This is a genomic window from Siphonobacter sp. BAB-5405, from assembly GCF_002872335.1.
Taxonomy (GTDB): domain Bacteria; phylum Bacteroidota; class Bacteroidia; order Cytophagales; family Spirosomataceae; genus Siphonobacter.
The window spans coordinates 42,358-67,624 of sequence record NZ_NJAG01000009.1 but is presented as its reverse complement, the minus strand read 5'-3'; the positions used below and the strand labels follow the sequence as shown (position 1 = coordinate 67,624).

Sequence of the window (25,267 nt, the reverse complement as noted above, 5' to 3'; positions counted from 1 at the left end):
AAATCGATCCTTCGTTACGCTATGTCAGCTGATAAAATCTGGTACCTTCTGACGGCCCTGACCATCGTTTTTGCCTTGGCGGTCATTCTGGTCCGAAATCCCATGTACAGTGTACTTTGTCTGGTATTAACTTTTCTGTGCCTTTCCTGTCACTATATCTTACTCAATGCTCAGTTCCTGGCCGTAGTCAATCTAATTGTCTACGCTGGAGCCATTATGGTACTCTTTCTCTTCGTAGTCATGTTCCTGAATCTTCGGGAGTATAAGGAAGAAACCAAGAGTACTCTTCAGCGGGTGGCAGCCTTTGTAGTCGGCATCGCCATTTTGGGAGCGATTGTCATGGCGGTGCGTCGTCTGCAATATCCGATGCCCTCAGCCGAGAAGTTTGATATTCGCACTGGTTACGTAGAAGTCCTGGGGGAAACCTTATTCCTGGATTATCTACTTCCCTTTGAGCTGGTTACCATCCTGTTCTTTGTAGCGATGGTTGGAGCGGTCATGCTCGGCAAACGCGAAAAAGGCGAACGGCATTTTTAAAATTATACGGGAACCCTTCCCTAAAGACCTCGTAACCCCCATCGGATTACGGGGTTTTTCTTTTATTGCTCGGTCCTTTTTCGGTTTTTTGCGATTCCTTATTAGACAATACGTTAAGACTGAAAGTCTTGACCGCTAAACTTTCCAGCATTACGCATGAAATTGTGGCAAAAAGAAGGCGTTTCGACTTCTGAAAAAATAGAAAAATTTACCGTAGGCCGGGATCGGGAGATGGACTTGTACCTCGCTCCCTTTGATGTCCTGGGTAACCTGGCTCACGCCCGCATGCTGGCTTCCGTAAACCTGCTGGAGCAGCAGGAGCTGGCAGACCTTGAACAGGAACTGAAGGAAATTTACGCTCACATTCAGGCCGGAAATTTTGAGATTGAAGACGGTATTGAAGATGTTCATTCGCAGGTGGAACTTATGCTGACGCGAAAGCTCGGTGACGTAGGAAAGAAAATTCACTCCGGTCGCAGTCGGAACGATCAGGTACTGGTGGATTTGAAACTCTTCACCCGGGACCGGCTGGAACTGATTACTAAGGAAACCAAACGCGTTTTCGACGTACTGATTCAGCGATCTGAACAGCATAAAAACGATCTGTTACCGGGCTATACGCACCTTCAGATTGCCATGCCTTCGTCCTTTGGGCTGTGGTTTGGGGCCTACGCCGAATCACTGACGGATGATGTGGCTTTACTCCAGACCGCGTACCATTTTGCCAACCGCAACCCGCTGGGCAGCGGAGCGGGGTACGGCTCTTCCTTTCCGCTGGATCGCCAACTGACGACTGATTTACTGGGATTTGAAGGCTTACATTACAACGTCGTGTACGCTCAGATGAGTCGCGGTAAAACGGAATGGATGGCTCTGACGGCGATTGCCAATCTCGCCCAGACGCTTTCCCGGCTGGCGATGGATGTGTGTCTGTATAACTCGCAGAACTTCGCTTTCCTGACGCTTCCCGACGCCCTTACGACGGGCAGCAGCATCATGCCGCACAAGAAAAATCCGGATGTGGCTGAACTGTTACGCGGGAAAACGAACCGATTGAAAGCACTACCGATGGAAGTGACGCTGGTCCTGAGTAACCTGCCTTCGGGGTATCACCGCGATATGCAGTTGCTCAAAGAAATCCTGATGCCCGCCATTGAGGAAATTCTGGATTGCCTGGACATTACGGCTTACATGCTGGAAAACATTCAGGTGAAAACGGATTTGCTGGAAGACAAAAAATACGATCTGCTTTTCAGCGTAGAGCGGGTAAACGAACTGGTAATCGAAGGCATACCCTTCCGGGATGCCTACCGTCAGGTGGGTAAGGAAATTGGCGAGGGTTCGTACGCGGCTTCCCGGGATCTGAAGCATACACACCTGGGCAGCATCGGCAATCCGGCCAACGAGCAGATTACGGCTTTGATGGATGCTCAGTTACAAGGCTTTGGTTTTGAACGGGTACGAACGGCCCTGGATGCTCTCCTTCAGTAACCCTACGCTTTTGCTTATGAAACTTCCACCGTATCTGATCCTTCTTTTCTGGCTGCTTACTTCCGCAGGTGCCTACGCCCAGATCAGCGGCGATAGTTTGCAAACGGATTCGCTGACGCAGGCAGTAGTACTTCCGCTCTCGGAAGACTCCGCCCGCCGGTACGAGCCGGTAAAACCGAACTGGACTTACGTCAAAAGCTACTGGTACGACACCAAAGCGGTGGTGACGAGTCCCTTTCGCTGGAAGGGTCAGGACTGGGCTAAAGCCGGGACTATTATCGGCGTGGCGGCTTTGTCGTACGCCTTTGCGGACGGCCGAATTCAGAAGTTTTCCCAGGAACATAAATCACATTTTACCAATACGGCTTCCGAAATCGTAGATCCTTTAGGTAACGGACGGTACTTGTGGATTACTTCGGGGTTGGTTTTCCTACACGGTCAGATTTTCCATAATGACAAAACGACGCGTGTCGGTCTGTTGATTCTGGAAAGTCAGCTGATCAATGGTGTACTCGGACAAGTGGTAAAACTCGCGGCCGGACGAAAACGGCCCTGGGATGGTGCTCGTCCGCACGAATGGGCGGGTCCGCAGTATCCGCCCTTCCATTCCTTCCCGAGTGGTCACGCCCAGACGTCTTTTGCTTTGGCGACGGTCATTGCGGAAGAATTTAAGGACATCAAAGCGGTACCGATCATTTCCTATTCGCTGGCAACGCTCACGTGCTTATCCCGACTCAATGCGAATGCTCACTGGTTCTCGGATTTGCTCGTCGGGGCGGCCATGGGCCATTTTATTTCCAAAACCATCGTCCGTCGCCATCCCGAACATCCGCTGAAAAAGCGTTCAAAAGTAGCTCTGGATTTTAACGGTCAGGGAGCTACGTTGCGGTTTTAACAGTAACTAATCTTATGGCTTTAATCTTACCCGTTCAGGATCATACGCCCCAATTGGGGCAAAACTGCTGGCTGGCTCCTAACGCCACCATCGTTGGTGACGTTAGTATGGGCGATGACTGCACCGTCTGGTTCAATGCCGTCATTCGCGGCGACGTCAACGCCATCCGAATTGGCAATCGTACCAATATTCAGGATGGAGCCGTCATTCACTGTACGTATCAGAAAACGCAAACTGTCATTGGCGACTACGTAAGCATCGCCCACAACGCCGTCGTACACGGTTGTACGATCGAAGATCGCGTACTGGTGGGCATGGGTGCGATTATCATGGACGGAGCCGTGATTGGTACGGGTAGCATCATTGCCGCCGGAGCCATTGTTACGCAGAATACCGTCGTTCCACCCGGCAGCATTTACGCGGGCAATCCGGCTAGATTCCTCAAACCCGTGTCGGAAGCGGCGGGAGAAGTGTTCGACCGTACGGCTAATAACTACGTCATGTACGCGGGCTGGTTCAAGGAGCAGGATTGGTAATCGTAGGCGGATTGAAAATCAGAAGTAAAGGACTTTGGATTTGTTCTGAAATTCTCCCCGAAAATCGCCAACTTTGCAGCCAAGTATCCGGCGATTCATTTTTGCCTGAAAACAATAAGAAAGTAATAGTCCGTTTTTTCGTTTCCAATGCCTTGATCGATCACTGTCTTTCATTGGCAACAAACCTGATTTTCACAGCCTACTACTTTCCTTCTTTACTTTTTAAGTAACATTTTAAAAGAGGCGTAACGTTTTTGGTGAATAAGTTATCCCCCCGCTGGTACAGCTAACACGGAAACCTAACCTAAAACGGCCATTGCTACTACACACATGGAGTTGTATCTTGATTCTGCCGATTTAAAAGAAATCAAAGAGGCATTTCAACTCGGTTTTCTGACCGGTCTTACCACAACCCCCACGTTCATGCACCGCGAAGGTATTCGCGACCTGGATGCAACGATCGTGGAGCTTTCTAAAATTGTACCCGTTCTTCAGATCGAAGCCCTGGGTGAAACCGCCGCCGATATTGTAGCCGACGCGGAACGCCAGCTGGCTCTGGGTCTGGACCCTAAGCGTACGGTATTTAAAATCCCCGTGTCGCTGGAAGGCGTAAAAGCCTGCCGCACGTTGGTTGACAAAGGACTGAAAGTAAACGTTCACCTGGTATACACCATCCAACAGGCGTACATGGCAGCCGTAGCCGGTGCTACCTACATTTGCGTACTGGCCGGACGGATGCAGGATCAGGGATACGATGCCCTGACGCTGATCGGTGATGTAGTAGAACTGGTAGAAGCCTACGGTTTCGATTCAAAAGTAATGTTCTCGTCAGTACGGAATACCGAACACGTACGGAACGCCATCGACCTGGGTTGCCACACCATTACTGTACCCTGGAAACTGATGAAAGCCCTGACGGAAAACAACTTCACGGCTATCGGTACGAACCAGTTCATCGAGCATACGCGTTTGATCACGGTCACGGTAGGTCAGGCGATCAATACCATCAACCCAATGGTTACGACGGATATCTCCTTGACGGAAGCCATCGTAAAAATGACTGAATACGGCTTTGGCTGTGTTACGGTTGTTGACGAAGCCGGTAACCTGAAAGGTGTATTTACTGACGGTGATCTTCGCCGGAAACTGGCTGACGGTGGTCGCGATGTACTGTCGAAGAAAATGGGAGATTTCGAATACGGAACGCCTATTTCCATTGAAAGTACCGAATTGCTGGACGCCGCTGCGGCTCTTTTCAAGAAAACCAGCGTAGATACCATTCTGGTAACGGAAAACGGCAAGCCCGTAGGTATGCTGGATATCCAGGATTTGAAGAACGATTAATTAAATTCAGTTTCTTGCTCCAGCAGGAAGTAACTGAACTATGCATATCCTTGTTGCCTCCTGAACGAATTTGTTCAGGAGGCAATTTTACTATTAGCCTTTAAACCAAACGAAGGTTTAGTAGTAAATTCATCAATGGCTTCATTTTTGAATAGCCCGTAACCAAAACTATGGTATTAGGAATCATTCCCGCCCGTTATGCTTCGACCCGTTTTCCGGGTAAACCCCTGGCCTACATTCAGGGCAAAAGCATGATTCAACGCGTATACGAAGCCGCTCAGGCTTCGAAACTACTGGATGTTATTGTTGCTACGGATGATGTACGTATTGCCGAACACGTACAGAATTTCGGCGGCAAAGCCGTATTAACGCGTGAAGATCACCCCAGCGGTACGGATCGTTGCTGGGAAGCCTTCGCCAGCTGGAAGGAAACGCATCAGGATCCCGAATCTGTTCAGTATGTGTTGAACATTCAGGGAGATGAGCCCTTCTTAAACCCCGTTCAGATCAATGAACTGGTGGACGTGCTGGATGGAGAGGTAGAATTGGCTACGCAGATGATTAAAGTTACGTCGGCGGAAACGCTGCACGATCCGGGCGAAGCGAAGATTGTACTCAACAACAAGGGCGAAGTGATGCTGTTTAGTCGTCAGGCGATTCCGTTCCTGCGTAACTATCCACCACAGGAATGGCATTTGCACCATACGTATTACCGGCACGTAGGCATGTACGCGTACCGTACGGATATTCTGCAGGCCATTACCCAACTTACGCTTTCATCCCTGGAAAAAGCCGAGTCGCTGGAGCAACTCCGATGGCTGGAAGCTGGCTATAAAATTCAGATGGTAGAAACGACCTACGATAGTCCCTGCGTAGATACACCCGAGGATCTGGAAAAGGCTTTGAAGTACTTAAATACCTAACCCGACAGTACATTACGGGTAAAAGCCAGTCGGATGCTTTCTATTTCCACGCAGTATTGTACCTTTGCAGCCCTATTAACATCGTTTCATACTGAATATCAATAGTCTCATGCTTAATTTGGTACTCTTTGGCCCTCCGGGAGCCGGGAAAGGAACCCAGAGCGAAAAGTTGATTGACAAATACAAGCTCGTCCATTTATCTACCGGCGATCTGCTTCGCTCTGAAATTAAAGCAGGTACGGAACTGGGACTGAGAGCCAAAGCTCTGATGGACCAGGGATTGCTGGTGCCTGATGAAGTAGTAATTGGCATGATTGACAATAAACTGAAAGAAAATAAACAGGCCGCTGGCTTTATTTTCGACGGTTTTCCCCGGACAGTCAACCAGGCCGAAGCTCTGGATACTTTACTCGAAGAAAACGGTACGGCGATCTCAGCGATGGTAGCTCTGGAAGTAGAAGCCGAAGAATTAACGCGTCGTTTGCTGGAACGCGGAAAAACTTCCGGTCGTCCCGACGATCAGAACGAAGAACTGATTCGTAAACGGGTACAGGAATACAACGAGAAAACGTTGCCCGTAGCTAACTACTACCAAGGACAGGGTAAGTTCACCTCGGTCTACGGAATTGGAGCCATCGAGGAAATTTTTGAGAAGATCTGTACGGCTATCGAAAAAGCAGCCGTTTAGTACATACGTTCGCATTACTGAAATAGGCTATTTCGGAACGTCCGAAATGGCCTATTTTCATTCAGGCTTAGGCCTCAAATAGCCCGATTATCCGGGCCTTGCTTCGTCCGAATCCAGCCGTACTTGAGCGAATCGCTACCGGCTAGGCAAAACATTGCTTTACTTTGCATAAATTTAGGAGAAGGACGACCATACTCACTCAAGCCGTGTGCTGACACGGATTAGATTACCTACTAGGGCTGTGACAACAAACTTCATTGATTACGTAAAAATTTGCTGCCGTTCAGGACCCGGAGGTGCCGGATCATCGCACTTCCGCCGGGAGAAACACGTTCCGCTGGGCGGACCGGATGGTGGCGACGGAGGCCGGGGAGGCCATATTATTCTTCGGGGTAGTACCAATGTCTGGACATTGCTCCACCTTAAATACCGGAAACACGTTATCGCCAGCAAAGGCCAACCCGGCGAGGGTGGCCGCCGTACCGGAGCCCGGGGTGAAGATGTGTATCTGGACGTACCGCTGGGTACCATTGCCAAAGACGCCGAAACGGGCGAAATACTGTTTGAAATTACGGAGAACGACCAGGAGATGATTTTGCTGGAAGGGGGCCGTGGTGGTCTGGGTAACTCCCACTTTAAAACCTCCACGAACCAGGCTCCGCATACCTCTCAGCCCGGCGAAGATGGTCAGGAGGTATGGTTTATTCTGGAGCTGAAAGTACTGGCCGATGTCGGTTTGGTAGGTTTTCCTAATGCCGGAAAATCCACGTTGCTTTCGGTAGTATCGGCTGCCAAACCCGAAATTGCGGATTATCCCTTTACGACGATTGTTCCGAACTTGGGCGTAGTCCCCTACCGCGACTTCCGCTCCTTTGTTATGGCTGATATTCCGGGAATTATCGAGGGAGCTTCGCAGGGTAAAGGCCTGGGATTACGCTTCTTACGACATATTGAACGGAACTCTATTCTGCTTTTCCTCATTCCGGCTTCTTCCGAAAATCCGGGTGAAGAATACGCAGTTCTACTGAATGAGTTGCAGGAGTACAATCCTGAATTAATGGATAAATCCCGTTTATTAGCTATTTCTAAAGCTGATTTATTAACGGAAGAAGATAAGCAAACCTTTATTGAGCAATTACCCGCTGACGTTCCTCACTTGTTCTTTTCATCGTATACACGAGAAGGACTAGATTCATTGCTTGATTTGATTTGGCAAGCGTTAAATCCGCCGAATCAAGCCTGATTTTAAAATACAGCCTCTTAGCGGGGGCTGTATTGTTTTAAATGATTGCGTTCAACCAATTATTTTCAAAAAATGCCTTCTACTATTTCCAAGAATAGTATCTCCTCCACATGGATTGTCTTCGTTAGCCTGATTCCGATTAGTCTTTTCTTTTATACCTTCTTTGCGTACGTAACTAATATTCCTTTTCAGGATGACTACGACGCTCTACTAGAACCAGTTACCAAGCTTACGCAGCTTTCTCCTTTTTCCTGGAAAGAATTCGTTCACATTATTTGGGTACAGGATGACGAACGGCGGATTGTGGTAGATCGGATTGCGGCTACGCTCATTTACTTAGTCAACGGGCACCTGGACTTACGGATTCAAATGTTCGTTGGTCTTCTTTCGCTACTGGGCTTTTTATATCTTTTCTATACTATTATCAAAGAAGCCCAACTACCGTTATTGCTGGTAGTCGCGGCTTCCTTTCTGTTATTTCATATTCAATACTACGAAGCGATTTACTGGGGAATGATTCCCCTGCAACATATTGTTGTTCACTTCTTTGCCCTGCTATCGGCTTACTACTTATATAAACCTAAAGCAAGTCACTTAACGATTGCTTTAGTGGCGGCTATTCTTGCCATTCTAAGTGACGTGAGTGGCACATTTGTCTTACCTACGGGTTTGGTTTTGTTGCTACTCCAGCACCGCTGGAAACACGCGGGTATTTGGGTACTCGTCATTGGCGGGATGATTGGGTTGTATTATTATCAGTTGGTGGTTCCGGCGTATCGTCCTAAACTCTCGGATAATTTACAACACCCCTGGCTCATTGTTTACAACTTTCTGTCTTTCAGTGGCCTGGCTGCTGATTTAAATACGGTCCTTCCCTTCAAACTACGTTCCGGTCTGATTATGGCTACGGGTTTGAGTTTCTGGTGTATTGTTATTTATTCGGCGTTCCTCTTTGTTCGGCCTTCGTTTCAACACGCAAAAGTTGTTTATCCCCGCTGGAAAATCACGCTCTGGGGAGGACTTATTCACTTTAGTATTACTATCCTTGCTTTCGCCGTAGGTAGAGCCATGGAGGGTACGCAGGCCGTGTTGATCAGCCGATACAAACACATGGGTTTTATTTGGTTGATTCTTATTTCTATCTTAGTATTCAGCCAGCTTCGTCCTCACCTACGCTGGGTTCGTCTGTGGACAATTTTGAGTGTATGCCTTTGCCTTTTTAGCTATTTCGAATATGTAGCTCCCCTGGATTACTATTACAAAGAACGAAATACGGACATGTACGGCTGGGAGCATAACCGGGCTCTGCCTAGTTCACCCATTTACCTAAGTTTACAGACAGCCGTAGATACCATTACTACGCAATCCGTTCGGGCCGGAGTCTATGAACTGCCCAGCGATTATTTTTTTGAAATGCCATATCAGGTCAGTGCCGACTTATTTAGCCTGGAAACAAAACAAATGGGTCATGCATTGGTCTTTACAAATGAGCAGTTCATTCGTTCGACTCACAAAAACGACGGAGCGTATATTCTATTGAAGAATGCCTCTCAGTCGCACTATATTCCAACCAAGCAGAAACGGTACTCGCTTAAATCTTTCGTTTTTTCCTTTGGTACACACTATTATGCCAATGGTTTTCATAGCAGTTTCCCCGTAGAATATTTACAACCAGATACGCAGTATCAGGTATGGGTTGTGGTCATCAATGGAGGAATGAAAGTGCTGCATCCTACGGTTTATCGACTGGATGCGTTGCCCAATTTTACCGTACGAATTAGCCGAATTTAAAAATGCATTTAAGAAACTATTAGATGAAGTCTATTTCGTTTGACCGTAACTCCTTGAGGCTCAAACATTGGGATTTCGTATTTAGCTTTTTATTTATATTTTTGCAAGTGGAGGTAACCGCCTGTACTTCCTATCTGTTATAAAAACCTTTGCCGCATGAGGTCTTATTTTAGTAAGCTTATATGCCTTCTGGGACTGGTGCTGAGTATCTCGGCCCAAGCTCAGATGACGATTACTTTTCCGGTAGAACGTATTGTTTTTCAACGGGATAACAATAACAGAGCTACCGTACAAATTGCGGGCAACTACTATCAGCCTGTTGATAAGATTGAAGCCAAACTTACTCCGCTTAATGGTGGTAACGGGATTGACTGGACGGCTCTTTCCTCTATTTCCAATGGTTTTTTTTCGGGTACACTTTCCGTCACCGGCGGCTGGTATAAACTTGAAGTACGCGGCTCACTGGCTGGACAGGTAGTTGCTTCTGACGATCTGCAGCCCTTCGGCGTGGGTGAGGTATTCGTACTTGCGGGTCAGTCCAATGCTCAGGGGGTTTCTTATGAAGCCTCCGAGAACCAGCCTACCCCCGTTGATCCCAGCGATGACCGGGTAACGATTGCCAATCCTTCAAATTTCAGAACTGGAGCTCCCAGTAATGGACAGGATCCTCAATTCTATCGGTATGATGTGGTATCGGGAAAAGCAGCCAGTCCTCTGTATCCGATGCTGCCTACCTTCCGAAAAATGAGCGGTTCTCAGGATATAGCTCCGGTTGGTGTAGGATCTTATTACTGGGGTCGTTTGGGTGAATTGCTGACGCAAAATCTGAATGTGCCGGTTCTCTTCTACAACGGGGCTTTTGGCGGTACTACGATTCAAAACTGGCGGGAATCTTCGCAGGGACAACGTACCATCAGTCGCTATTGCACTACTTGTGCCGACGAGTTTAAATACTTTGCTCAGGGCTATCCTTATAATAACCTGAAAAATATTCTAACGTACTATTTGTCGATTACGGGTGCCCGTACGGTATTGTGGATGCAGGGAGAAGCGGATGATTCAGCGACGATCAATACGCCGATGGCGAATTACGTCAACGATTTAACCGCAGTCATTCAAAAGAGTCGTCAGGATCTGGGTTACGATCAGCTTAGCTGGGTAGTCGCTCGTACCAGCTATAACAATGGCGTATCCCCTAACATCATTGCGGCCCAGACCCAGGTAGCATCTTCCGTACCCAACGTATTTTTAGGACCTAACACGGATAGCTACGGTATTCCTCGTTCGGGAGGTGTTCACTTTTATGTAAATGCTTACAATCAGGTAGCTCAGGGCTGGTATGATGCTCTGATGTCCAGTAGTGTCTTCAACCGTTCGATACCTAAGCTGGCTAATACGCTCACTGCTATTTCAGCCACCTGTGGTAACACCAATACGCTTACCCTGAGTGTTCCCAATCAAAATCCGTATGGATGGAGCAATGGACAAAACGGAGCAACGGTTACCGTAGGTCAGGGTGACCCTTATATGGCCAAGATGAAAAATGGGAACACCACGGTATTTTCATTGCCTTATAAAGTACCCGATCGTCCGGTGATTGGTGGTGATATTCTAAAAGATAATGGGGGCAGTACGTACTTCTGTGAAGGTGTTACCCCTACACTACAGTCCAATTACGGAGCGAATAACGTTTGGAATACCGGAGCTACTACGCCTTCTATTCAGGGGGCCGAAGGTGGCTCGTATTCGTTGACCTATAAGGATTTGCTGGGTTGTAGTTACAGTGCCGAGCCCATTGTCTTAGGCAGACGTTCACGTCCGTCCAAGCCCAGTATCACCGCCGATGGCCCGACTAGCTTCTGTGCAGGTACACCCCGCGTATTGACGACTAACGAGACTGCCGTAGGATACGTCTGGAGTAATGGTTCTACCAGTAAAGCCATTCAGCCTACTACGAGCAGTAATTATTCCGTACAGGTACTCAACGCTGATCAGTGTCGTTCGGTAGCCTCTGATGCCGTTCAGATCACTGTAAATCCCATTCCCGCAAAGCCAACGATTCAGGCGAACCGGGCTATCGATGCGAACCGGAATGTAACTATTTGTGCCAACGAAACGGTTGAATTTACTTCGAGTCCATCGGATGGTACGTATTTGTGGAACTACAACAACGCGGCTACGCTGAGTATTTCGACGAATACAGCCCGTTCGTATACGGTTCAAACCATCAGCCAGGCTAGTTGTCCTTCGCCCGTGTCTGATCCGGTAAGCTTACGAGTGAATCCTTTACCCGCTAAACCTACCGTCGCTTTGCTGCAAGGAAAACTGGCATTTTGTGAAGGCGAAACCGTTACGTTAAGGGCCATTACGTCAGAGCGACCCTCCTGGTTGCTCGCAAACCAGCAGGTTTCTAATACGGATCTATTGACGGCACGTATTAGCGGTGATTACTATGCCCAGGCAACGGATGCGAACGGCTGCAGAAACCAATCGGATAAAGTAACGGTATCAGCTCGCCCAAACCCCGAAACGCCAAAGATCGCTCAGGTAGGTCCTTATACGTTACAAGCTCAGGCAAATATCCCAGGTACGCGTAATTCGTGGATTATGGGTACGGATACGAGTACGTTCAACTCTGTTTACTTCAAACCGCTTAAAGAAGGAGTGTATACGGTTAGAAGTGTAATTGAGTACAACGTTGCACCCGTAGGAAGGTTTGAGTGCTCCTCTGTTGTATCACAGCCTTTCAATTATAGTTACGATCCCGCTCAGGATGGTTTTAGTGTTTACCCAAACCCTAGTCCAGACGGAGCCTTCACGCTCGAAACCAAAGAGAATTGGAAAGGGGCCGAAGTGAGTGTGGTGACTACTTCAGGCGTTGTTTTATACAGTGGGATTATCAATGAATTTAACGAACGGAAGTTTATCAACGTAGGCCGTATACCGGGCATTTTCATCGTCCGCATCAGGGTAGATGGCTTTGAACGTACCAAGCGTTTAACGGTTCTACCTTAATCTTAGGATTTCAGATACAAAAAAGCCTGCGTCAAATTGACGCAGGCTTTTTTGTATCTGAAATCTGTTATTCGTTTTTACCTGTATTCATTCCAGAGAGGCAGCCTTCTGTATCTATATAGGTTCTTTCAACTCATTGAATTTGTTATTACTAAACATTGCGATACAAGTTTTCACATCCTGGTTTTGAGCAAGTACAACCCATCCGCTGGACTTTCGCAATAGATGAAAGATATCTGTTCGGCTCTACGTACAATTTAAAGCTTTCACCAAACAATATCCTACTATCTATGCGTCTACTCTGTCTGGCAATAGCAATAAAAAAAGAGCCTCGTTTCCGAGACTCTTTTTTTTAGTAATGTAAAACTAAGCTTAGTTTTTAGCCGGAGCTGAACTAGCCTTAGCACCTGCCGTTTTTGGTTTAGCTGCACCTTTCTTAGGAGCAACAGCTGGAGCAGGCGGGTTCAGGATACGGTTTGCTTCTGCATTTTCAGGATCAAGAGCAAGAATTTTTCTCATGTAATCTTTACCCTTGTCATTATCCTTCGTTACCAGGAACTCGTAGTAAGCCTGATACTGATACGCCTCAATCAGTTCTTTCTGATTTTTAGCCGTATCTGCTACAGCGATGTACTGCTCATAGTAAGGCAACGCCTTCGCACGATCCGTAAACAAACGATTTGAACGAGCCTGCCACAGCGGAGTCATTACTACGAATCCTTGCAGTGATTCTTTTTGTTCGGGTGTCAGCTGGGTATTTGCTTTTACCGTACTGTCAGCCATAGTTCCCATCCGAGCAAATGATTCGACCGCCTCGGGTACTACCGTCGTATCTTTAGCGGAGCTAATGTGCTGGTAGTAAGCGATACCTTTGCGGTAGAAATCTGCGTACGTTGGGCGTTTGTCAGGACGCTTATCTTTCCAGGCAATGGATTGATCGTATGCCTTCGCTGCATCAAGGTAACGTTTCTGAGCCTGACGAATTTTAGCGATTTCTTCGTAGTTATTGAATACCGTATCCCCTGCCGCAGCAGCTTTTTCGAAGTTCATTATCGCTAACGAATCCTGCTTCAATTCGCGGTAGTCAATACCTAAGTAACGATAATCGTCCGCGTAAACTTTTTTCGGATTAGATTTCAATAACGTTTCCAGGTTTTGAGCTCCTTGTTCGTATTGTCCTAATTCCGTCAAAGACCAACCTTTAATACGGGGAAGATCGGGGTCATTTACCTTTCCTTCGATTTTAGCCAGAGCATCCACTACTTTCTGATACTGTTGAGCCAGGAAGGCAAATTTCACGTAACGTAAAATTACGTCTGGAGACTCCTCACTATACTGGATGTATTTATCAAGGTTTTCGGCAGCATTTTTGTAGTTACCGGCGAACAACCATAATTCAGCAAATTCCCAATAGACAGGTGCAAATTTTTCATCTGCTTTGATAGCGTCATTATAGGAAGTCTGGGTACTTGAGTAGTTCTTACCGCGTTTCCAAACTCGTCCCATCCGCGTATAGGCCAAAGCAGCCATTTGCGTATCCTGCTGTAAACGAAGTGCTTCCTCGTAAGCCGAAATAGCCGGACCACCTTCGTTTTTAATCAGGTAAGCATCGCCTTTGACAATTTGATATTCAGGGCGATCTTTTTTCTTTTTCAAACCAGCAATCTGGTCAATCAGCGTAATTGCTTTGCCCGGATCGTTAGCCTGTCCTTTTTTGGTGAACAACGTATATACTTCAGCAGCTCGCCACAGTACATCTTCATCTCTGCTCTTCGTGTCAGCTAAAACCTGATCAATCAGAGCTGTTGCTTCAGCCAATTTACCCTGACCCAGCAATACGCCAGCCTGCCCTACTTTATTTAGCGGAAATTTCGATTTTGCATCGTCCGCCACGCCTTTATCAAAAGCAGCTTTTGCTTTATCTAGATATTCAGCGATTTTCACACTGCCTTCGTCTTCGGCACTAGCCAGTCTTAAATAGTAATACCCTAAATAAAACTGATTTTCAGCCGATGGGGAGGAAGTCGCCGCCTTTTCCAAAGCCTCGCGGGCTGAACCAAGACGATCTGCTTCAAGAGCCTTTAATGCTCCTGTAACTTCTGGCGATTGTGCAAACGAGCTCGTTGCACCCAAGGCCAGCATCCCGGCTACCAGAATTAGCGATTTGAATTTCACTCTCATCGTAGAAGAAAATTGGGTTTTGGGAAGGTGATACCTTACGTTCAACAATATTGATTATAGGATTCGAAATTACTGTAATTCCAGCGATTATAAAAAAAATTAGAGAATTGTTAGAATTTCAATTCAAGTCTTTTTTTATGTCCCACTCTTGTATAACGCACTAACTAAATAAATAGTTGCACAATTTAAAGAAAAAAATGATTTATATCCAAATCGCCCCTAGCTTACATGTTACGGAGTTGTACCAAGCGAATAATCTGATTAGCCGGTAAGAGGCCGCTTTTCAGAACAATTCGTTGACCAGCGTCGGTCATTACATAGTTGATGAAGCCCGTACCCAAACCACGCTTAGCTTCTTTGGTGATCATGTAAACATTCCGATTGAGGGGGTATTTTTTCAAAGCTATCGCGTATTGGAAAGGCTGGTAATACTGTTCCAGATCCGTCGACGTCTTTTGAGCCACTCCCATCACCTTAATGCCTTTCATAAATCGGGGATGCTCGGGATCATCAATATCGCTGATCCAGTTTACACCGATAACTCCAATCGCTCCAGGTGTTTTCTGAATGTAATCTATGACTTCTTTATTAGATTTAACCGCGTAAATAGGCGTTTGTTTTTTATCGGCTATTCTGAGCGTATCTAATAAGTATTGCAAGTTGCTCGAATTGTCACTGTCAAAAACGAAGGAAATTTTTTGTGAAGATTTTCCGTGTTTTAATTGATTCCACTGGCTGATCCTTCCCTTCATAATCCCATCAATTTCATCTACGGAAATCAGGGTATCGCTGGTTTGGCCATTGGTGATAAAAGCCACAGCGTCGGTGGCCATGTGAATGGCCCGGTATTTCAGATTTTTTTCTTCAAATACTTTTTTCTCATCGGCTTTCAAATGCCGGGTCACTACTGCCACACGAGCGGAATCCTGTAACATCAGTTGGATGGCCGTCAGTTCAGGAACGTAGGACATATGCACGGTTGCATATTTGTTTTTGTCTGCAAAAGCTTCCTGTTCAGCCTGCAATATGGGCTGTAGGGATTCATCTACCGCTACTAAGATTTCGCCTCTTGATACCGTTTCCTCGGGATTATCCCCTGCTTTCTGCTGGCAACCTGTTAAGGCTAACATTGCCAGCATACTTATTCCGAAATAATTTAGTGCAGTTTTCATGGACGTTGATTTACTCTTCTTCTTGATTACGAAGCCATTTACGATAAGCCCAGTAAAGCTTCAAAAGACTGTACCCAATAAAAAGCCCGCCTAATACTTTCGCAATGTCTTCAGATAAGACTCCGCTAGCGGCTATCGTCGACGCAGCATCAATCAGGTAATAGCCCATGGCCGCATATCCTAGTGGGATAATCAGCCCAATCAGACCGTTTACTTGTTCACTAATGGGTTTTGGCATAGCTTTTAGAAAAAATGGGTCAGATCCGTGTAAGATGCTGACCCATTTTCATTAATTATTATTTCAGATTATTCGAGTACGAATGAAATCGGCAAGTTAAAGCGAGATTTCACGGCCCGACCTGACTGACGACCAGGTTTCCAGCGGGGCATTGACTTTACCACGCGGACTGCTTCCTCATCGCAACCAAAACCAAGACCTTTTTGTACCTGGATATCAGAAATGCTTCCATCTGGAGAAACTACGAAGCTTAAAAATACTTTCCCCTGTACGTTAGCCCGTTGAGCTGCAGGTGGGTACTTGATATTTTTATTCAGGTATTTGTACATTTCTGAATCACCGCCGGGGAACTGAGCAGCTTGCTCAACGACCGTAAAGACTTCTTCTTTAGCAGCCGGTTTCACCTCGATAACCTCTTCGCGTTTTTTACCAGTTCCTTCTTCGATGGCTACGATTTCAACCGCGTTAGGATCTCCTACTACGGTTTCTTTACCAGCCTGAGCATCTACCAGTTCGGTTTGCTTGGGAGGCTCAACATCGGGTGGAACTTCGGTATCTTCCTTAATTTCAGGAGGAAGGAACGCCGTCGTGCTCATCACCGGCACCTCTGGTGGTGGTGGTGGTGGTGGTGGTGGTGGCGGTGGCTGATTTGGTTGTTCCGGAGGAGGAGGAAGCTCTGACATGTTCGCCAGTTTTACTTCTACCTCTTTCTCTTCTTCACCGATCGTTGCAGCAAGCAAGCGGGCAGCTAAGAAGGCCGCAACAATCAAAAGAGCAATACCAGTAGCAATCAGGGCATTACGGGACGTCCGGCGACGGAGGTCGTATGCACCATACTCCTTATTACGACCCGCAAAAATCAGATCTTCTAAGGTGGTATCGTTGGTTATTTTGATTGTTTCTGCCATAAGAGTAGGCAACTAGTTAAACGTTCTAAAAGATTGATTCAAAGTTAAAACTAAAAATTTAGTTTTACAACTATACTCTTAGTTTTATTTTGACTATTTACCTTCTGCCTTATCGATAATCTTGTTATCGTTCAGGTTGATGTCGGTAATACCATACTTGTCGATTCCGGAAATAGCCATTTCATCGAGTACATCAACCAAGGATTTGTACGAAGCATCATCCTTAGATTTGATTACGACGAAGAATTTCTCACCTACTTCCTTCTTCTTCCGACGAAGCACATCGCGAAGACCGCCACTGGCTGCAAATGAGGTTTTCTCTACCTGCGTCGAAGCGACATCTTTGCCCGTACCCTGGTACCAGTATACGACATCTGATCCATCTTTCTTGCCCAGCAATACAGTGATTGCCTCAGACTCTTTAATAGGAGATGTCTCTTGTTTTTCTTTCTCTTTGTCCTTAGCCGGCATACCCAAGAACATGGTAACCGGTTTTTGAAGCGTAGTAGTCAGCAGGAAGAAAGTAATCAATAAAAAGCCCAAGTCTACCATGGGGGTCATATCTACACGGGTAGATACCTTTTTACTGCGGACTTTACCACCTTTGTCATTCCCACCACCTTGTGCTATCTCTGCCATTGCGTTGTTAGTTTAAAGAATTTGAAAGTGAACTTTCAAGTTCTACATGGAAGTGGGTTTCGTTTCCTGACCTGTAATCAAATTAAAGTTGTTCACGTCCTGCTCCTGCATGGTAGCAATTACTTGCTTCACCGTTTTATAAGGAGCATTCTGATCCGCTTTAATTAATACCTTGTATTTAGCTCCCTGGCTACCAAAGTACTGACGAGCCGTTGCTACCCAGTAGAAAAGTTCGTTACGAACGGAATCACTAGGAATACCAGGCTGTACGCCGGGCTTGTTACGCTCTGCAGGGTCCATGTCCAGGATCTGTTTCATGTTGGCCATCGGAGCCCCGAAGTTTTCAGACAAGCGGAAAGCTTCTTTTTCGGGATCCGTGAAGGCCACATTGTAACGCTTGGACATTTGCTCCAGCATTCCTAAACGTACCTGATGGTTATCCACCCCCATGAAGATTTTGCCATCCGAAGAAACCAATACCGTGATGACATCAGTCGCGGCAAGGGGTTCCTGGGCTACAGAATTTGGAGTAGTGACCTGCACAGCCTCCTGAGGACGCATCTTTGCCGTTAAGATAAAGAATGTTAACAGCAAGAAAGCTACGTCGCACATGGCCGTCATGTCCATCGATACTCCATGACGTTTTACTTTAACCTTTGCCATCGCTACCTGTTTTGATTTTATAACTAAACGTTTCGTTGATCAAAATTATTCGTTTTCAAACTAAAAACTTAATAATTCCGACAATCTTTTAAAGAAGCTCATTGCTGAGCCTCTTTAGGAACGCCTAGTAATGAGCAGCAAAGTTGTTCGTGATGCTCAAACCAATTTCATCGATGTTGTACGTGATACCGTCGATGATGCTGGTGAAGTAGTTATAAGCGATCAAGCAGATAGCTGAAGTACCGATACCCAAAGCCGTATTTACCAGAGCTTCAGAGATACCAGCAGCCAGAGCAGCTGAATCCGCAGAACCTGACTGACCCATGGCAGCGAATGAACGAAGCATACCTAATACCGTTCCGAGCAGACCGATCAGCGTAGCCACAGATGCCAGCGTAGCGATGATCGTCAGGTTTTTCTCCAGCGAAGGCATTTCCAAGCTCGTAGCTTCTTCGATTTCTTTGCTCAGGGCAACCAGTTTTTGTTCTTTGTCCAATTGCGTATCAGTCGTCAATTGCTGATATCTTTTCAGAGCAGCGTTTACTACGTTACCGATAGAACCTTTTTGTTTGTCGCACTCTTTCAGGGCTCCGTTGATATCGTTTTGGTTCAACAGAACTTGTACTTTACGAACGAATTCGTCGATGCTGCTCGTTCCTTTTGCTTTACCCAGCGTAAACAGACGCTCGATAGTGAACGTCAAAGACGTCAGGAAACAGGTAAACAGAATGGGTACAATAAAACCTCCCTTGTAAACGATACCAAAGAAATCGCCTGGCAGCGGTTCGTTGTTGTGATCTCCTCCTTCGAAGTGACTACCGTCACCTAAGTAAAAGTGATAGAACAGCTCAGCAACGATAAACAAAATCAGAATAATAAGACCAGACGGAATGCCCCCCGACTTCTTCTTCGGAGCAGCAGCAGGCTTGGCAGCGGGAGTAGGGGTCTTGGTAGTGTTACTCATTAGTTTGGTAATTTTAGGGTTTAGTGAAACTTTGGTTTGTTGGTGTAAAGAAAAATAAAATTTGACGTCCTAAGCAACTACGAAAGAAAATTTTGTTTTTGTCCCTCGAAACCGAGTAAACGATTCAGCAAATCTACTGTATTTTTTCCCATTCCCGACGTTAAGGTTTTGTGAAAATTTTTGTAAGAATTCTAAAAAATTGTATTAATTTAAGAATATCCCGTAGATAAATCGACCAAATCAGTACTTTTCTGAGACGTTAATTCATCCGATTTTAACACATTTTTTACTGGTCCGAAGGTCTTTCGGTGCCAAGGCGTCGTTCCGTACTCTAGTAAAGCTTTGCAATGTTTAGGGGTTGGGTAGCCCACGTTCTGCTCCCATCCATACATGGGATAATCCAGAGCCAACTGTTCCATGAGTTCATCCCGGTACGTTTTTGCCAAAATTGAGGCAGCGGCAATGGAAGCAAACAGGCTATCCCCTTTCACAATACACGTATGCGGAATCATTGGATAAGGAACAAACCGATTGCCATCGACCAACAGATGTTCTGGCTGAACGGTTAGTTGCTCCACCGCTCGATGCATGGCTAAAAAACTTGCTTTTGCAATATTGATCCGGTCAATTTCTTCCGTGCTGGCTTCGGCGATTTTCCAGCTTAAGGCTTCTCGTTCAATCTCTACTCGCAATTTCTGTCGTTCCAGACGGCTAAGCTGTTTCGAATCATTGAGCAAAGGATTCATATAGTCTTTCGGAAGGATCACCGCAGCAGCCACTACCGGCCCCGCCAGACACCCTCTACCCACTTCATCTAACCCCGCTTCTATACTTTGCAAATGATAGAATTGTTTCAGCATTATTCTATAATTTGAATGCTCCCTTCCGTTCAAATGGTGTAGGAACATTTAAAATAGCCAACAATATTATCATAAACTTTACAAATAGAGTGCAAATTTTTACTAAAACTATTTAATTTATTTATAATAAATTGACTGTCAGCGGCTATCTGCTTAGAAAATTTTTCGAAAAAATAGTTCGTAAAACTACCTGTCTTTCTCAATCTTCTAAAATATTACCAATAAAGGTACATTTCAAGGCTAATGCTCCCAATAGACAGCAAATTGCCCATTTCAGGTAGATATGATAAAAATCTTTAATATCCTGATAATAAGATACTTTGACATTTGTTTTCTCCAGACGATTGATCCGGTCAAACACGCTTTTCAGTGCACGTGTGTCTTGTACCTGAAAAAACTGTCCTTTGCTCCGCTGGGCGATATCTTTCAGTACCTCCGTGTCAAGTGTTTCTAGGGACATGTCCGTTGAATCCTGGGTGACAACGGCATCTTCTTTCCCAATCGCAATGGTATACACCCGAATCCCGTACGCATTCGCTAACTGAGCTGCCGTAATGGGATCTAGGTTACCAGCGGTATTATCACCATCGCTTAGCAAAATGGCTACTTTGCTTTTGGCTTCACTGTCCCGCATCAAGTTGATACAATTCGCCAGAGCCGAACCAATCGCCGTACCTGCCGTTGCAATGATGTCAGGTTTAATGGAAACAATCTGCTGCTTGAGTAACGTATAATCAGTAGTAAGTGGACATAGAAAAAAAGCCTGCCCTGCGAAGACGACAAGTCCAATTTTATCCTGAAAACGACCGTCTACAAACTCCGTAGCCACTTTTTTAGCTGATTCAAGACGATTTGGAGCTAAATCTTTCATCAGCATGGAATCCGATACATCCAAGGCTAATACAATTTCAATTCCCTCAGAGAAACGTTCTTCTGTTTCCTTAATCAATTGTGGCCGGGCTAAGGCCACTAATACTAACATGATTCCTAGAGCACTCAGAACGGCGGGCAGGTAGCGTAGGTACTGTACCCAGCTGGTTTTGACTTCCTTAGCCAGAAAAGCTACGTTGAGTCGCTGGCGGGATTTTCCGTAGAAAATTCGCCGTAGAAAGAAGAGAAAGGGTACTGCAGCGATTCCGTACAGGTAATACGGCTGAGCCCAGTGAAAGCCTCCCAGGGTACCGATTCCAAACCACTTTAACGAAAACCACTCACCCATAATCAAGCTCAGACAGGCAATCCGGTTGCCTTTTTTTAATCAGGAATTTTTAGCTAGAATAATTTGCCGATGCCGAAGATACGTTCGTCCAGCCAAATCCCGCAGAATACGTAGGGATTCCTGCGTTTGGGGCGAAGCTACCCCACCATATACAACGGCGTCGGTCTCACGAAGGGCTTGTTCGAGTTGCGGGTTCTGCGGGAATTGACTAACGGCCTCTTTCGTGGTGAAGGTCGTGAAGGGTTTGCTTTCCAAGCGTTCCAGATAACGTTTCCAGAGGAATACGGCCCTTTCTACGTTCATCACGCCTTGCTTAGGATCGGCCGCTCCCCGCAGATAGCGTTGAAAAGAGCCCCGAAATTCCAGATGCCTTCGCCAGAGCTGAAACTGTCGCCAGCGACGCTGAATCGCGGCTCCAAACAACCAGTAGATCAATCCACCCAGCACCGCTGCCATGAGCAGGATAATAAAGAATAGTGGGTAATTTATCTGTGTATCCAATACAACCAGATTCGTACTTGATTTCAGTAGCACGGATTTTGCACGCGGGTCTACCAACCGCTGGAGTCGAATCGTTTGCATCGGAGCATAGACCGCCGTACAATCCTGTTTACGCAGCAGGTACACCGGTAGCTTCAGGGGTTGCACGGAATCGATTTCAAAAGACACTAGCGTATAGACCACACTGTCGACACTGCCAGCAGCGTTGGTACGCGTGGGGAAATACTCCCGTTTCAGAAAGCGGAACGGCGTAAAATCATGGGTGGAATCCGGAAAAAACACTTCGTCGCCCGGATTGTGACGATAACTAAGAGCATACTGAACCGGACTACCTACTTTAAATTTCAGAGACAAAAACTTTCCTTCCGGCTGAGCCAGAGCCGATTGAAATGAAAAAAAGGTAAGAATCAGAACAATGGTACCAACCCAGCTTCTCACGTATTCCTAATATTAAGCGTTTGACAGACGGCTGAAATCTTACCGCCGATCCACTGAATTTTCTTTCGTTACTTATTTTACCCGGAACAGTTTAATGAGTTTGGGTACGTAATCTTCCTGCGTATCGACGGATAAATAATTGGCATTGTACTGCTTACAAAGCGTCTCCAGTCGCTGCTGATTCTCTTCAAATACCCGACGGGTGGTTTTGCGATACTGCGACGACGACGTATTGATCCACAAGGTACGGCGGGTTTCTTTATCATAGACTGGAATAATACCCAGCGAGGGCATATTTACCTCCCGTTCATCATACAGGTGTACCACTACCAGGTCGTGCTTTTTGGCAAGAGCTTTCAGGTTTTGTTCGTAGCCTGTATCAATGAAATCGGAGATAAGAATGACTACGCTTTTCCGCCGCAGGATATTGAGGGCAAATAAAATGGCTTCGGATAAGTTGGTTTTAAGCGATTCGGGTTTGAGTCGAAACAGCTCCAGAATCATTTGGTACCCGTGTTTGAGACTATTCGCCGGACGAATGTATTTTTCCTTCTGATCCGAAAAGCAGTACAAGCCCACGTGGCTGGCTTCGTGCATGGCCGACAGAGCCAGTACACCACAGATTTCCTTGGTGGCATCCAGCTTCGAACGATCCTCCCGACCAATGTCCTGGGAGGCACTTACGTCCACCATAAAAAACACCGTCTGCTCTTTTTCTTCCTTAAATATCTTTAAAAAAAGACCATGACCCTTCGAAGATGCGTTCCAGTCAATAAGACGAATGTCGTCACCATACTGGTATTGCCGCAGGTCTGTGAACTCCAGTCCAGAACCTTTAAATACGGATTTAAAATTGCCGTGCATCTGAGAATCAACGGCCTTCCGTATCCGAATTTCGTAATTACGAAGTTTTGAAAGCAGATCATTCATACGACGGTCCGTTTAAGGCAGCCTTCTTAAAGGCAGTTGTTTACGCAGGTTTTGTAGCTGCCTTCTGCCAAAACTACCTAACTTTGCTAAAATAAAACATGAAAACGCGTCTTTTGCTCCCATTATTGGCCTGGCTTACGGCCTGTTCCAATGCTCCTTCCCCTCCGGAACACCTCGTACCGGAACAGCAAATGGTGCAGATTCTGAAAGACATTCATCTGGCCGAACAACGCATCACCCGGCTTCGGTTAGGTTCCCAGGATTCTTCGCTGGTGGCTTTTCAGGTACTGGAAAAAGACATTCTGAAAAAGTACGGAGCCGATACCGGTTCGTACCGAGCCAGTTACCGTTACTACATTGCTCAACCCAATCGATTCAAGGAAATTTATCAGGGCGTCGTGGATAGTCTGACGGCCATTGACGAACGGAGTAAAAAGGAGGCCCGTGCTCAGTCTGCTCCAGCCCAGCCCGATAGCTCAAAAGCGGATACGGCTCGCAACGTCCGCCTCAAAAAGATACTCAAACGCAAATGATTTCTGATTTCGGCTCCATACTGCTTTTCCTCATTGCGGGCATTCTGTTTCTGGCCGTAATGCTGGCCATTGCCCGTTTTATTCGTCCGGCCCGGCCTAACGAAGAAAAGCTCAGCACGTACGAATCCGGTGAGGAACCCGTAGGGAATGCCAATGTGCAGTTTAACATTCGTTTCTACAGTATTGCCCTGATCTTTTTACTTTTCGACGTAGAACTCGTCTTTCTATTTCCCTGGGCTACGGTTTTTGGACAAGAATCCTTAATCCAGGAAACGAATGGCCGCTGGGGAATGTTTGCTTTACTGGAGATGTTCCTCTTCATCGGCATTCTGGCGTTAGGCTTAGCGTATGCCTGGCGAAAAGGACACCTCGACTGGGTACGCCCCCAAGCTAAGGTTACGCACATACCTTCCAAGGTTCCGACGGACCTGTATGGAAAAGTAAATAAGAAATATCAATGAAAAGTTTTCTCGATAGTCGGTTCAAAACCGGAGAGGGCGGCGTGGTACTGACCACCGCTGAGGATCTGCTCAACTGGGCTCGTCTGAACTCCCTCTGGCCCATGGGCTTCGGACTGGCCTGCTGTGCCATTGAGATGATGCAGACCTTCGCTTCCAGCTATGATCTGGAGCGTTTTGGTATCTTTCCCCGGCCTTCCCCCCGCCAGTCGGATGTGATGATTGTAGCCGGAACCGTTACGTTTAAAATGGCCGACCGGATTCGCCGCTTATACGAACAAATGGCTGAACCTCGTTATGTGATCTCCATGGGAAGCTGCTCAAACTGTGGTGGCCCTTATTGGGAACATGGGTATCACGTTGTGAAAGGCGTAGACCGTATCATTCCGGTGGATGTCTATGTACCGGGTTGCCCACCCCGCCCCGAAGCGTTAATTGGGGCTATTATGAAGTTGCAGGATAAAATCCGGCATGAAAGTGTGCAGGAACCTACAGCCGCCTTGAGTTTGCTTGAAAAATTTGAACAACCAACATTCGCATGACTTTCTCCGAACTTAAATCCCTGTTGACTCAGGAATTCGGTATGGAAGCTTTGGTAGCCGAAGAAGAGTTGGGATTAATGCCGAATTTGACGATCGCTAAAGAGTTTCTCGTACCCATTTGTGATTTCCTGCGGAATGATGAACGAACGTATTTCGATTCACTTTCCTGCCTGACCGCTCTTGACAACGGCCCCTCAGCGGATACGCTGGAAGTAGCCTACAATTTGTTTTCGATTCCTTACGAACATTCGCTTTGTCTGAAAGTAAAAGTGCCCCGCCAAACGCAGGATGAGACCCTGCCTGAGGTACCTAGCGTGAGCCGAATCTGGCGAACGGCTGACTGGCACGAACGCGAAGCCTATGATTTAATGGGCGTGTACTTTCACGGCCATGCGGACTTACGCCGGATTCTACTACCCGAAGATTGGGAAGGGCATCCGCTCCGGAAAGATTATTCAGAACAGGAGCTGTACCACGGCATTGAAGTAAAGTACGGCGTTAATGCAGAAGGCATGGCTCAGAATACGGATTTATCCTAGTCTTCTGGGCTCACAAAAA

The 25,267-nt window shown here is 46.5% G+C and carries 25 protein-coding genes; 14 read left to right on the top strand and 11 right to left on the bottom strand.

The features are described from left to right. Positions 1-21 precede the first annotated feature (21 nt). The 10 genes from BWI97_RS09380 to BWI97_RS09335 all read left to right on the top strand — a co-directional run bounded on the left by BWI97_RS09380 (position 22) and on the right by BWI97_RS09335 (position 12,463). Positions 22-537, top strand: coding sequence for an NADH-quinone oxidoreductase subunit J (locus BWI97_RS09380; RefSeq protein ID WP_094810136.1), 516 nt, complete (start codon positions 22-24; stop codon positions 535-537). A gap of 156 nt (positions 538-693) precedes the next feature. Further along, positions 694-2,028, top strand: a complete 1,335-nt coding sequence (argH, locus tag BWI97_RS09375) for an argininosuccinate lyase (protein WP_102200837.1) — start codon at positions 694-696, stop codon at positions 2,026-2,028. A 16-nt stretch (positions 2,029-2,044) separates the two neighbouring features. Continuing rightward, on the top strand, positions 2,045-2,923 hold the full coding sequence (locus BWI97_RS09370) for a phosphatase PAP2 family protein (RefSeq protein WP_158242727.1): 879 nt from the start codon (positions 2,045-2,047) through the stop codon (positions 2,921-2,923). Between the two features lie 14 nt (positions 2,924-2,937). Then, on the top strand, positions 2,938-3,459 hold the full coding sequence (locus tag BWI97_RS09365) for a gamma carbonic anhydrase family protein (RefSeq protein WP_102200835.1): 522 nt from the start codon (positions 2,938-2,940) through the stop codon (positions 3,457-3,459). 330 nt (positions 3,460-3,789) lie between these two features. After that, positions 3,790-4,803 (top strand): transaldolase family protein, encoded by a 1,014-nt coding sequence (locus BWI97_RS09360; protein ID WP_102200834.1) that lies wholly within the window; start codon positions 3,790-3,792, stop codon positions 4,801-4,803. 170 nt (positions 4,804-4,973) lie between these two features. Further along, on the top strand, positions 4,974-5,726 hold the full coding sequence (gene kdsB / locus BWI97_RS09355; protein WP_094810122.1) for a 3-deoxy-manno-octulosonate cytidylyltransferase: 753 nt from the start codon (positions 4,974-4,976) through the stop codon (positions 5,724-5,726). A gap of 109 nt (positions 5,727-5,835) precedes the next feature. Further along, positions 5,836-6,414: an adenylate kinase gene (locus tag BWI97_RS09350; RefSeq protein ID WP_094810120.1), complete on the top strand. Its 579-nt coding sequence runs from the start codon at positions 5,836-5,838 to the stop codon at positions 6,412-6,414. Positions 6,415-6,655: 241 nt separating this feature from the next. Then, positions 6,656-7,657 (top strand): GTPase ObgE, encoded by a 1,002-nt coding sequence (gene obgE / locus BWI97_RS09345; RefSeq protein ID WP_102200833.1) that lies wholly within the window; start codon positions 6,656-6,658, stop codon positions 7,655-7,657. A gap of 72 nt (positions 7,658-7,729) precedes the next feature. Further along, positions 7,730-9,448, top strand: a complete 1,719-nt coding sequence (locus BWI97_RS09340) for a hypothetical protein (protein WP_102200832.1) — start codon at positions 7,730-7,732, stop codon at positions 9,446-9,448. Positions 9,449-9,604: 156 nt separating this feature from the next. Beyond that, positions 9,605-12,463, top strand: coding sequence for a sialate O-acetylesterase (locus BWI97_RS09335; RefSeq protein ID WP_102200831.1), 2,859 nt, complete (start codon positions 9,605-9,607; stop codon positions 12,461-12,463). Positions 12,464-12,835: 372 nt separating this feature from the next. On the opposite strand, the gene BWI97_RS09330 is transcribed toward BWI97_RS09335, so the two are convergent. The 11 genes from BWI97_RS09330 to BWI97_RS09280 all read right to left on the bottom strand — a co-directional run bounded on the left by BWI97_RS09330 (position 12,836) and on the right by BWI97_RS09280 (position 23,176). Beyond that, entirely contained in the window at positions 12,836-14,644 is a 1,809-nt protein-coding gene (locus BWI97_RS09330; RefSeq protein ID WP_094810110.1) for a hypothetical protein, read from the bottom strand. Positions 14,645-14,868: 224 nt separating this feature from the next. Further along, positions 14,869-15,816: a PstS family phosphate ABC transporter substrate-binding protein gene (locus BWI97_RS09325; RefSeq protein ID WP_094810108.1), complete on the bottom strand. Its 948-nt coding sequence runs from the start codon at positions 15,814-15,816 to the stop codon at positions 14,869-14,871. Positions 15,817-15,826: 10 nt separating this feature from the next. After that, a complete protein-coding gene (locus tag BWI97_RS09320; RefSeq protein ID WP_094810106.1) occupies positions 15,827-16,054 on the bottom strand; it encodes a hypothetical protein in 228 nt (75 codons plus the stop codon). Between the two features lie 68 nt (positions 16,055-16,122). After that, on the bottom strand, positions 16,123-16,962 hold the full coding sequence (locus BWI97_RS09315; RefSeq protein WP_094810104.1) for an energy transducer TonB: 840 nt from the start codon (positions 16,960-16,962) through the stop codon (positions 16,123-16,125). A gap of 93 nt (positions 16,963-17,055) precedes the next feature. Then, positions 17,056-17,601 (bottom strand): biopolymer transporter ExbD, encoded by a 546-nt coding sequence (locus BWI97_RS09310; protein WP_094810102.1) that lies wholly within the window; start codon positions 17,599-17,601, stop codon positions 17,056-17,058. Positions 17,602-17,643: 42 nt separating this feature from the next. Then, entirely contained in the window at positions 17,644-18,264 is a 621-nt protein-coding gene (locus BWI97_RS09305; protein WP_094810100.1) for a biopolymer transporter ExbD, read from the bottom strand. Between the two features lie 124 nt (positions 18,265-18,388). Beyond that, positions 18,389-19,228: a MotA/TolQ/ExbB proton channel family protein gene (locus tag BWI97_RS09300; RefSeq protein WP_094810098.1), complete on the bottom strand. Its 840-nt coding sequence runs from the start codon at positions 19,226-19,228 to the stop codon at positions 18,389-18,391. Positions 19,229-19,437: 209 nt separating this feature from the next. After that, entirely contained in the window at positions 19,438-20,088 is a 651-nt protein-coding gene (locus BWI97_RS09295) for a ribonuclease HII (protein WP_094810096.1), read from the bottom strand. 199 nt (positions 20,089-20,287) lie between these two features. After that, on the bottom strand, positions 20,288-21,307 hold the full coding sequence (locus BWI97_RS09290) for a VWA domain-containing protein (RefSeq protein ID WP_102200830.1): 1,020 nt from the start codon (positions 21,305-21,307) through the stop codon (positions 20,288-20,290). Positions 21,308-21,346: 39 nt separating this feature from the next. Then, on the bottom strand, positions 21,347-22,246 hold the full coding sequence (locus BWI97_RS09285) for a hypothetical protein (protein WP_102200829.1): 900 nt from the start codon (positions 22,244-22,246) through the stop codon (positions 21,347-21,349). A 72-nt stretch (positions 22,247-22,318) separates the two neighbouring features. Continuing rightward, positions 22,319-23,176, bottom strand: coding sequence for a DUF58 domain-containing protein (locus BWI97_RS09280; protein ID WP_094810090.1), 858 nt, complete (start codon positions 23,174-23,176; stop codon positions 22,319-22,321). Positions 23,177-23,274: 98 nt separating this feature from the next. On the opposite strand from BWI97_RS09280, the gene BWI97_RS09275 reads away from it, so the two are divergent. Genes BWI97_RS09275 through BWI97_RS09260 form a run of 4 tightly spaced genes read left to right on the top strand, consistent with a single transcriptional unit; the run spans position 23,275 to position 25,248 of the window. Then, complete coding sequence (locus tag BWI97_RS09275) at positions 23,275-23,709, top strand: DUF4296 domain-containing protein (RefSeq protein WP_102200828.1); 435 nt, start codon at positions 23,275-23,277, stop codon at positions 23,707-23,709. Then, positions 23,706-24,170, top strand: coding sequence for an NADH-quinone oxidoreductase subunit A (locus BWI97_RS09270; protein WP_094810086.1), 465 nt, complete (start codon positions 23,706-23,708; stop codon positions 24,168-24,170). Before BWI97_RS09275 ends, BWI97_RS09270 begins: the two co-directional genes overlap by 4 nt. Next, positions 24,167-24,709 (top strand): NADH-quinone oxidoreductase subunit B family protein, encoded by a 543-nt coding sequence (locus BWI97_RS09265; RefSeq protein WP_094810084.1) that lies wholly within the window; start codon positions 24,167-24,169, stop codon positions 24,707-24,709. Before BWI97_RS09270 ends, BWI97_RS09265 begins: the two co-directional genes overlap by 4 nt. After that, a complete protein-coding gene (locus BWI97_RS09260; RefSeq protein WP_102200827.1) occupies positions 24,706-25,248 on the top strand; it encodes an NADH-quinone oxidoreductase subunit C in 543 nt (180 codons plus the stop codon). Before BWI97_RS09265 ends, BWI97_RS09260 begins: the two co-directional genes overlap by 4 nt. Positions 25,249-25,267 lie beyond the last annotated feature (19 nt).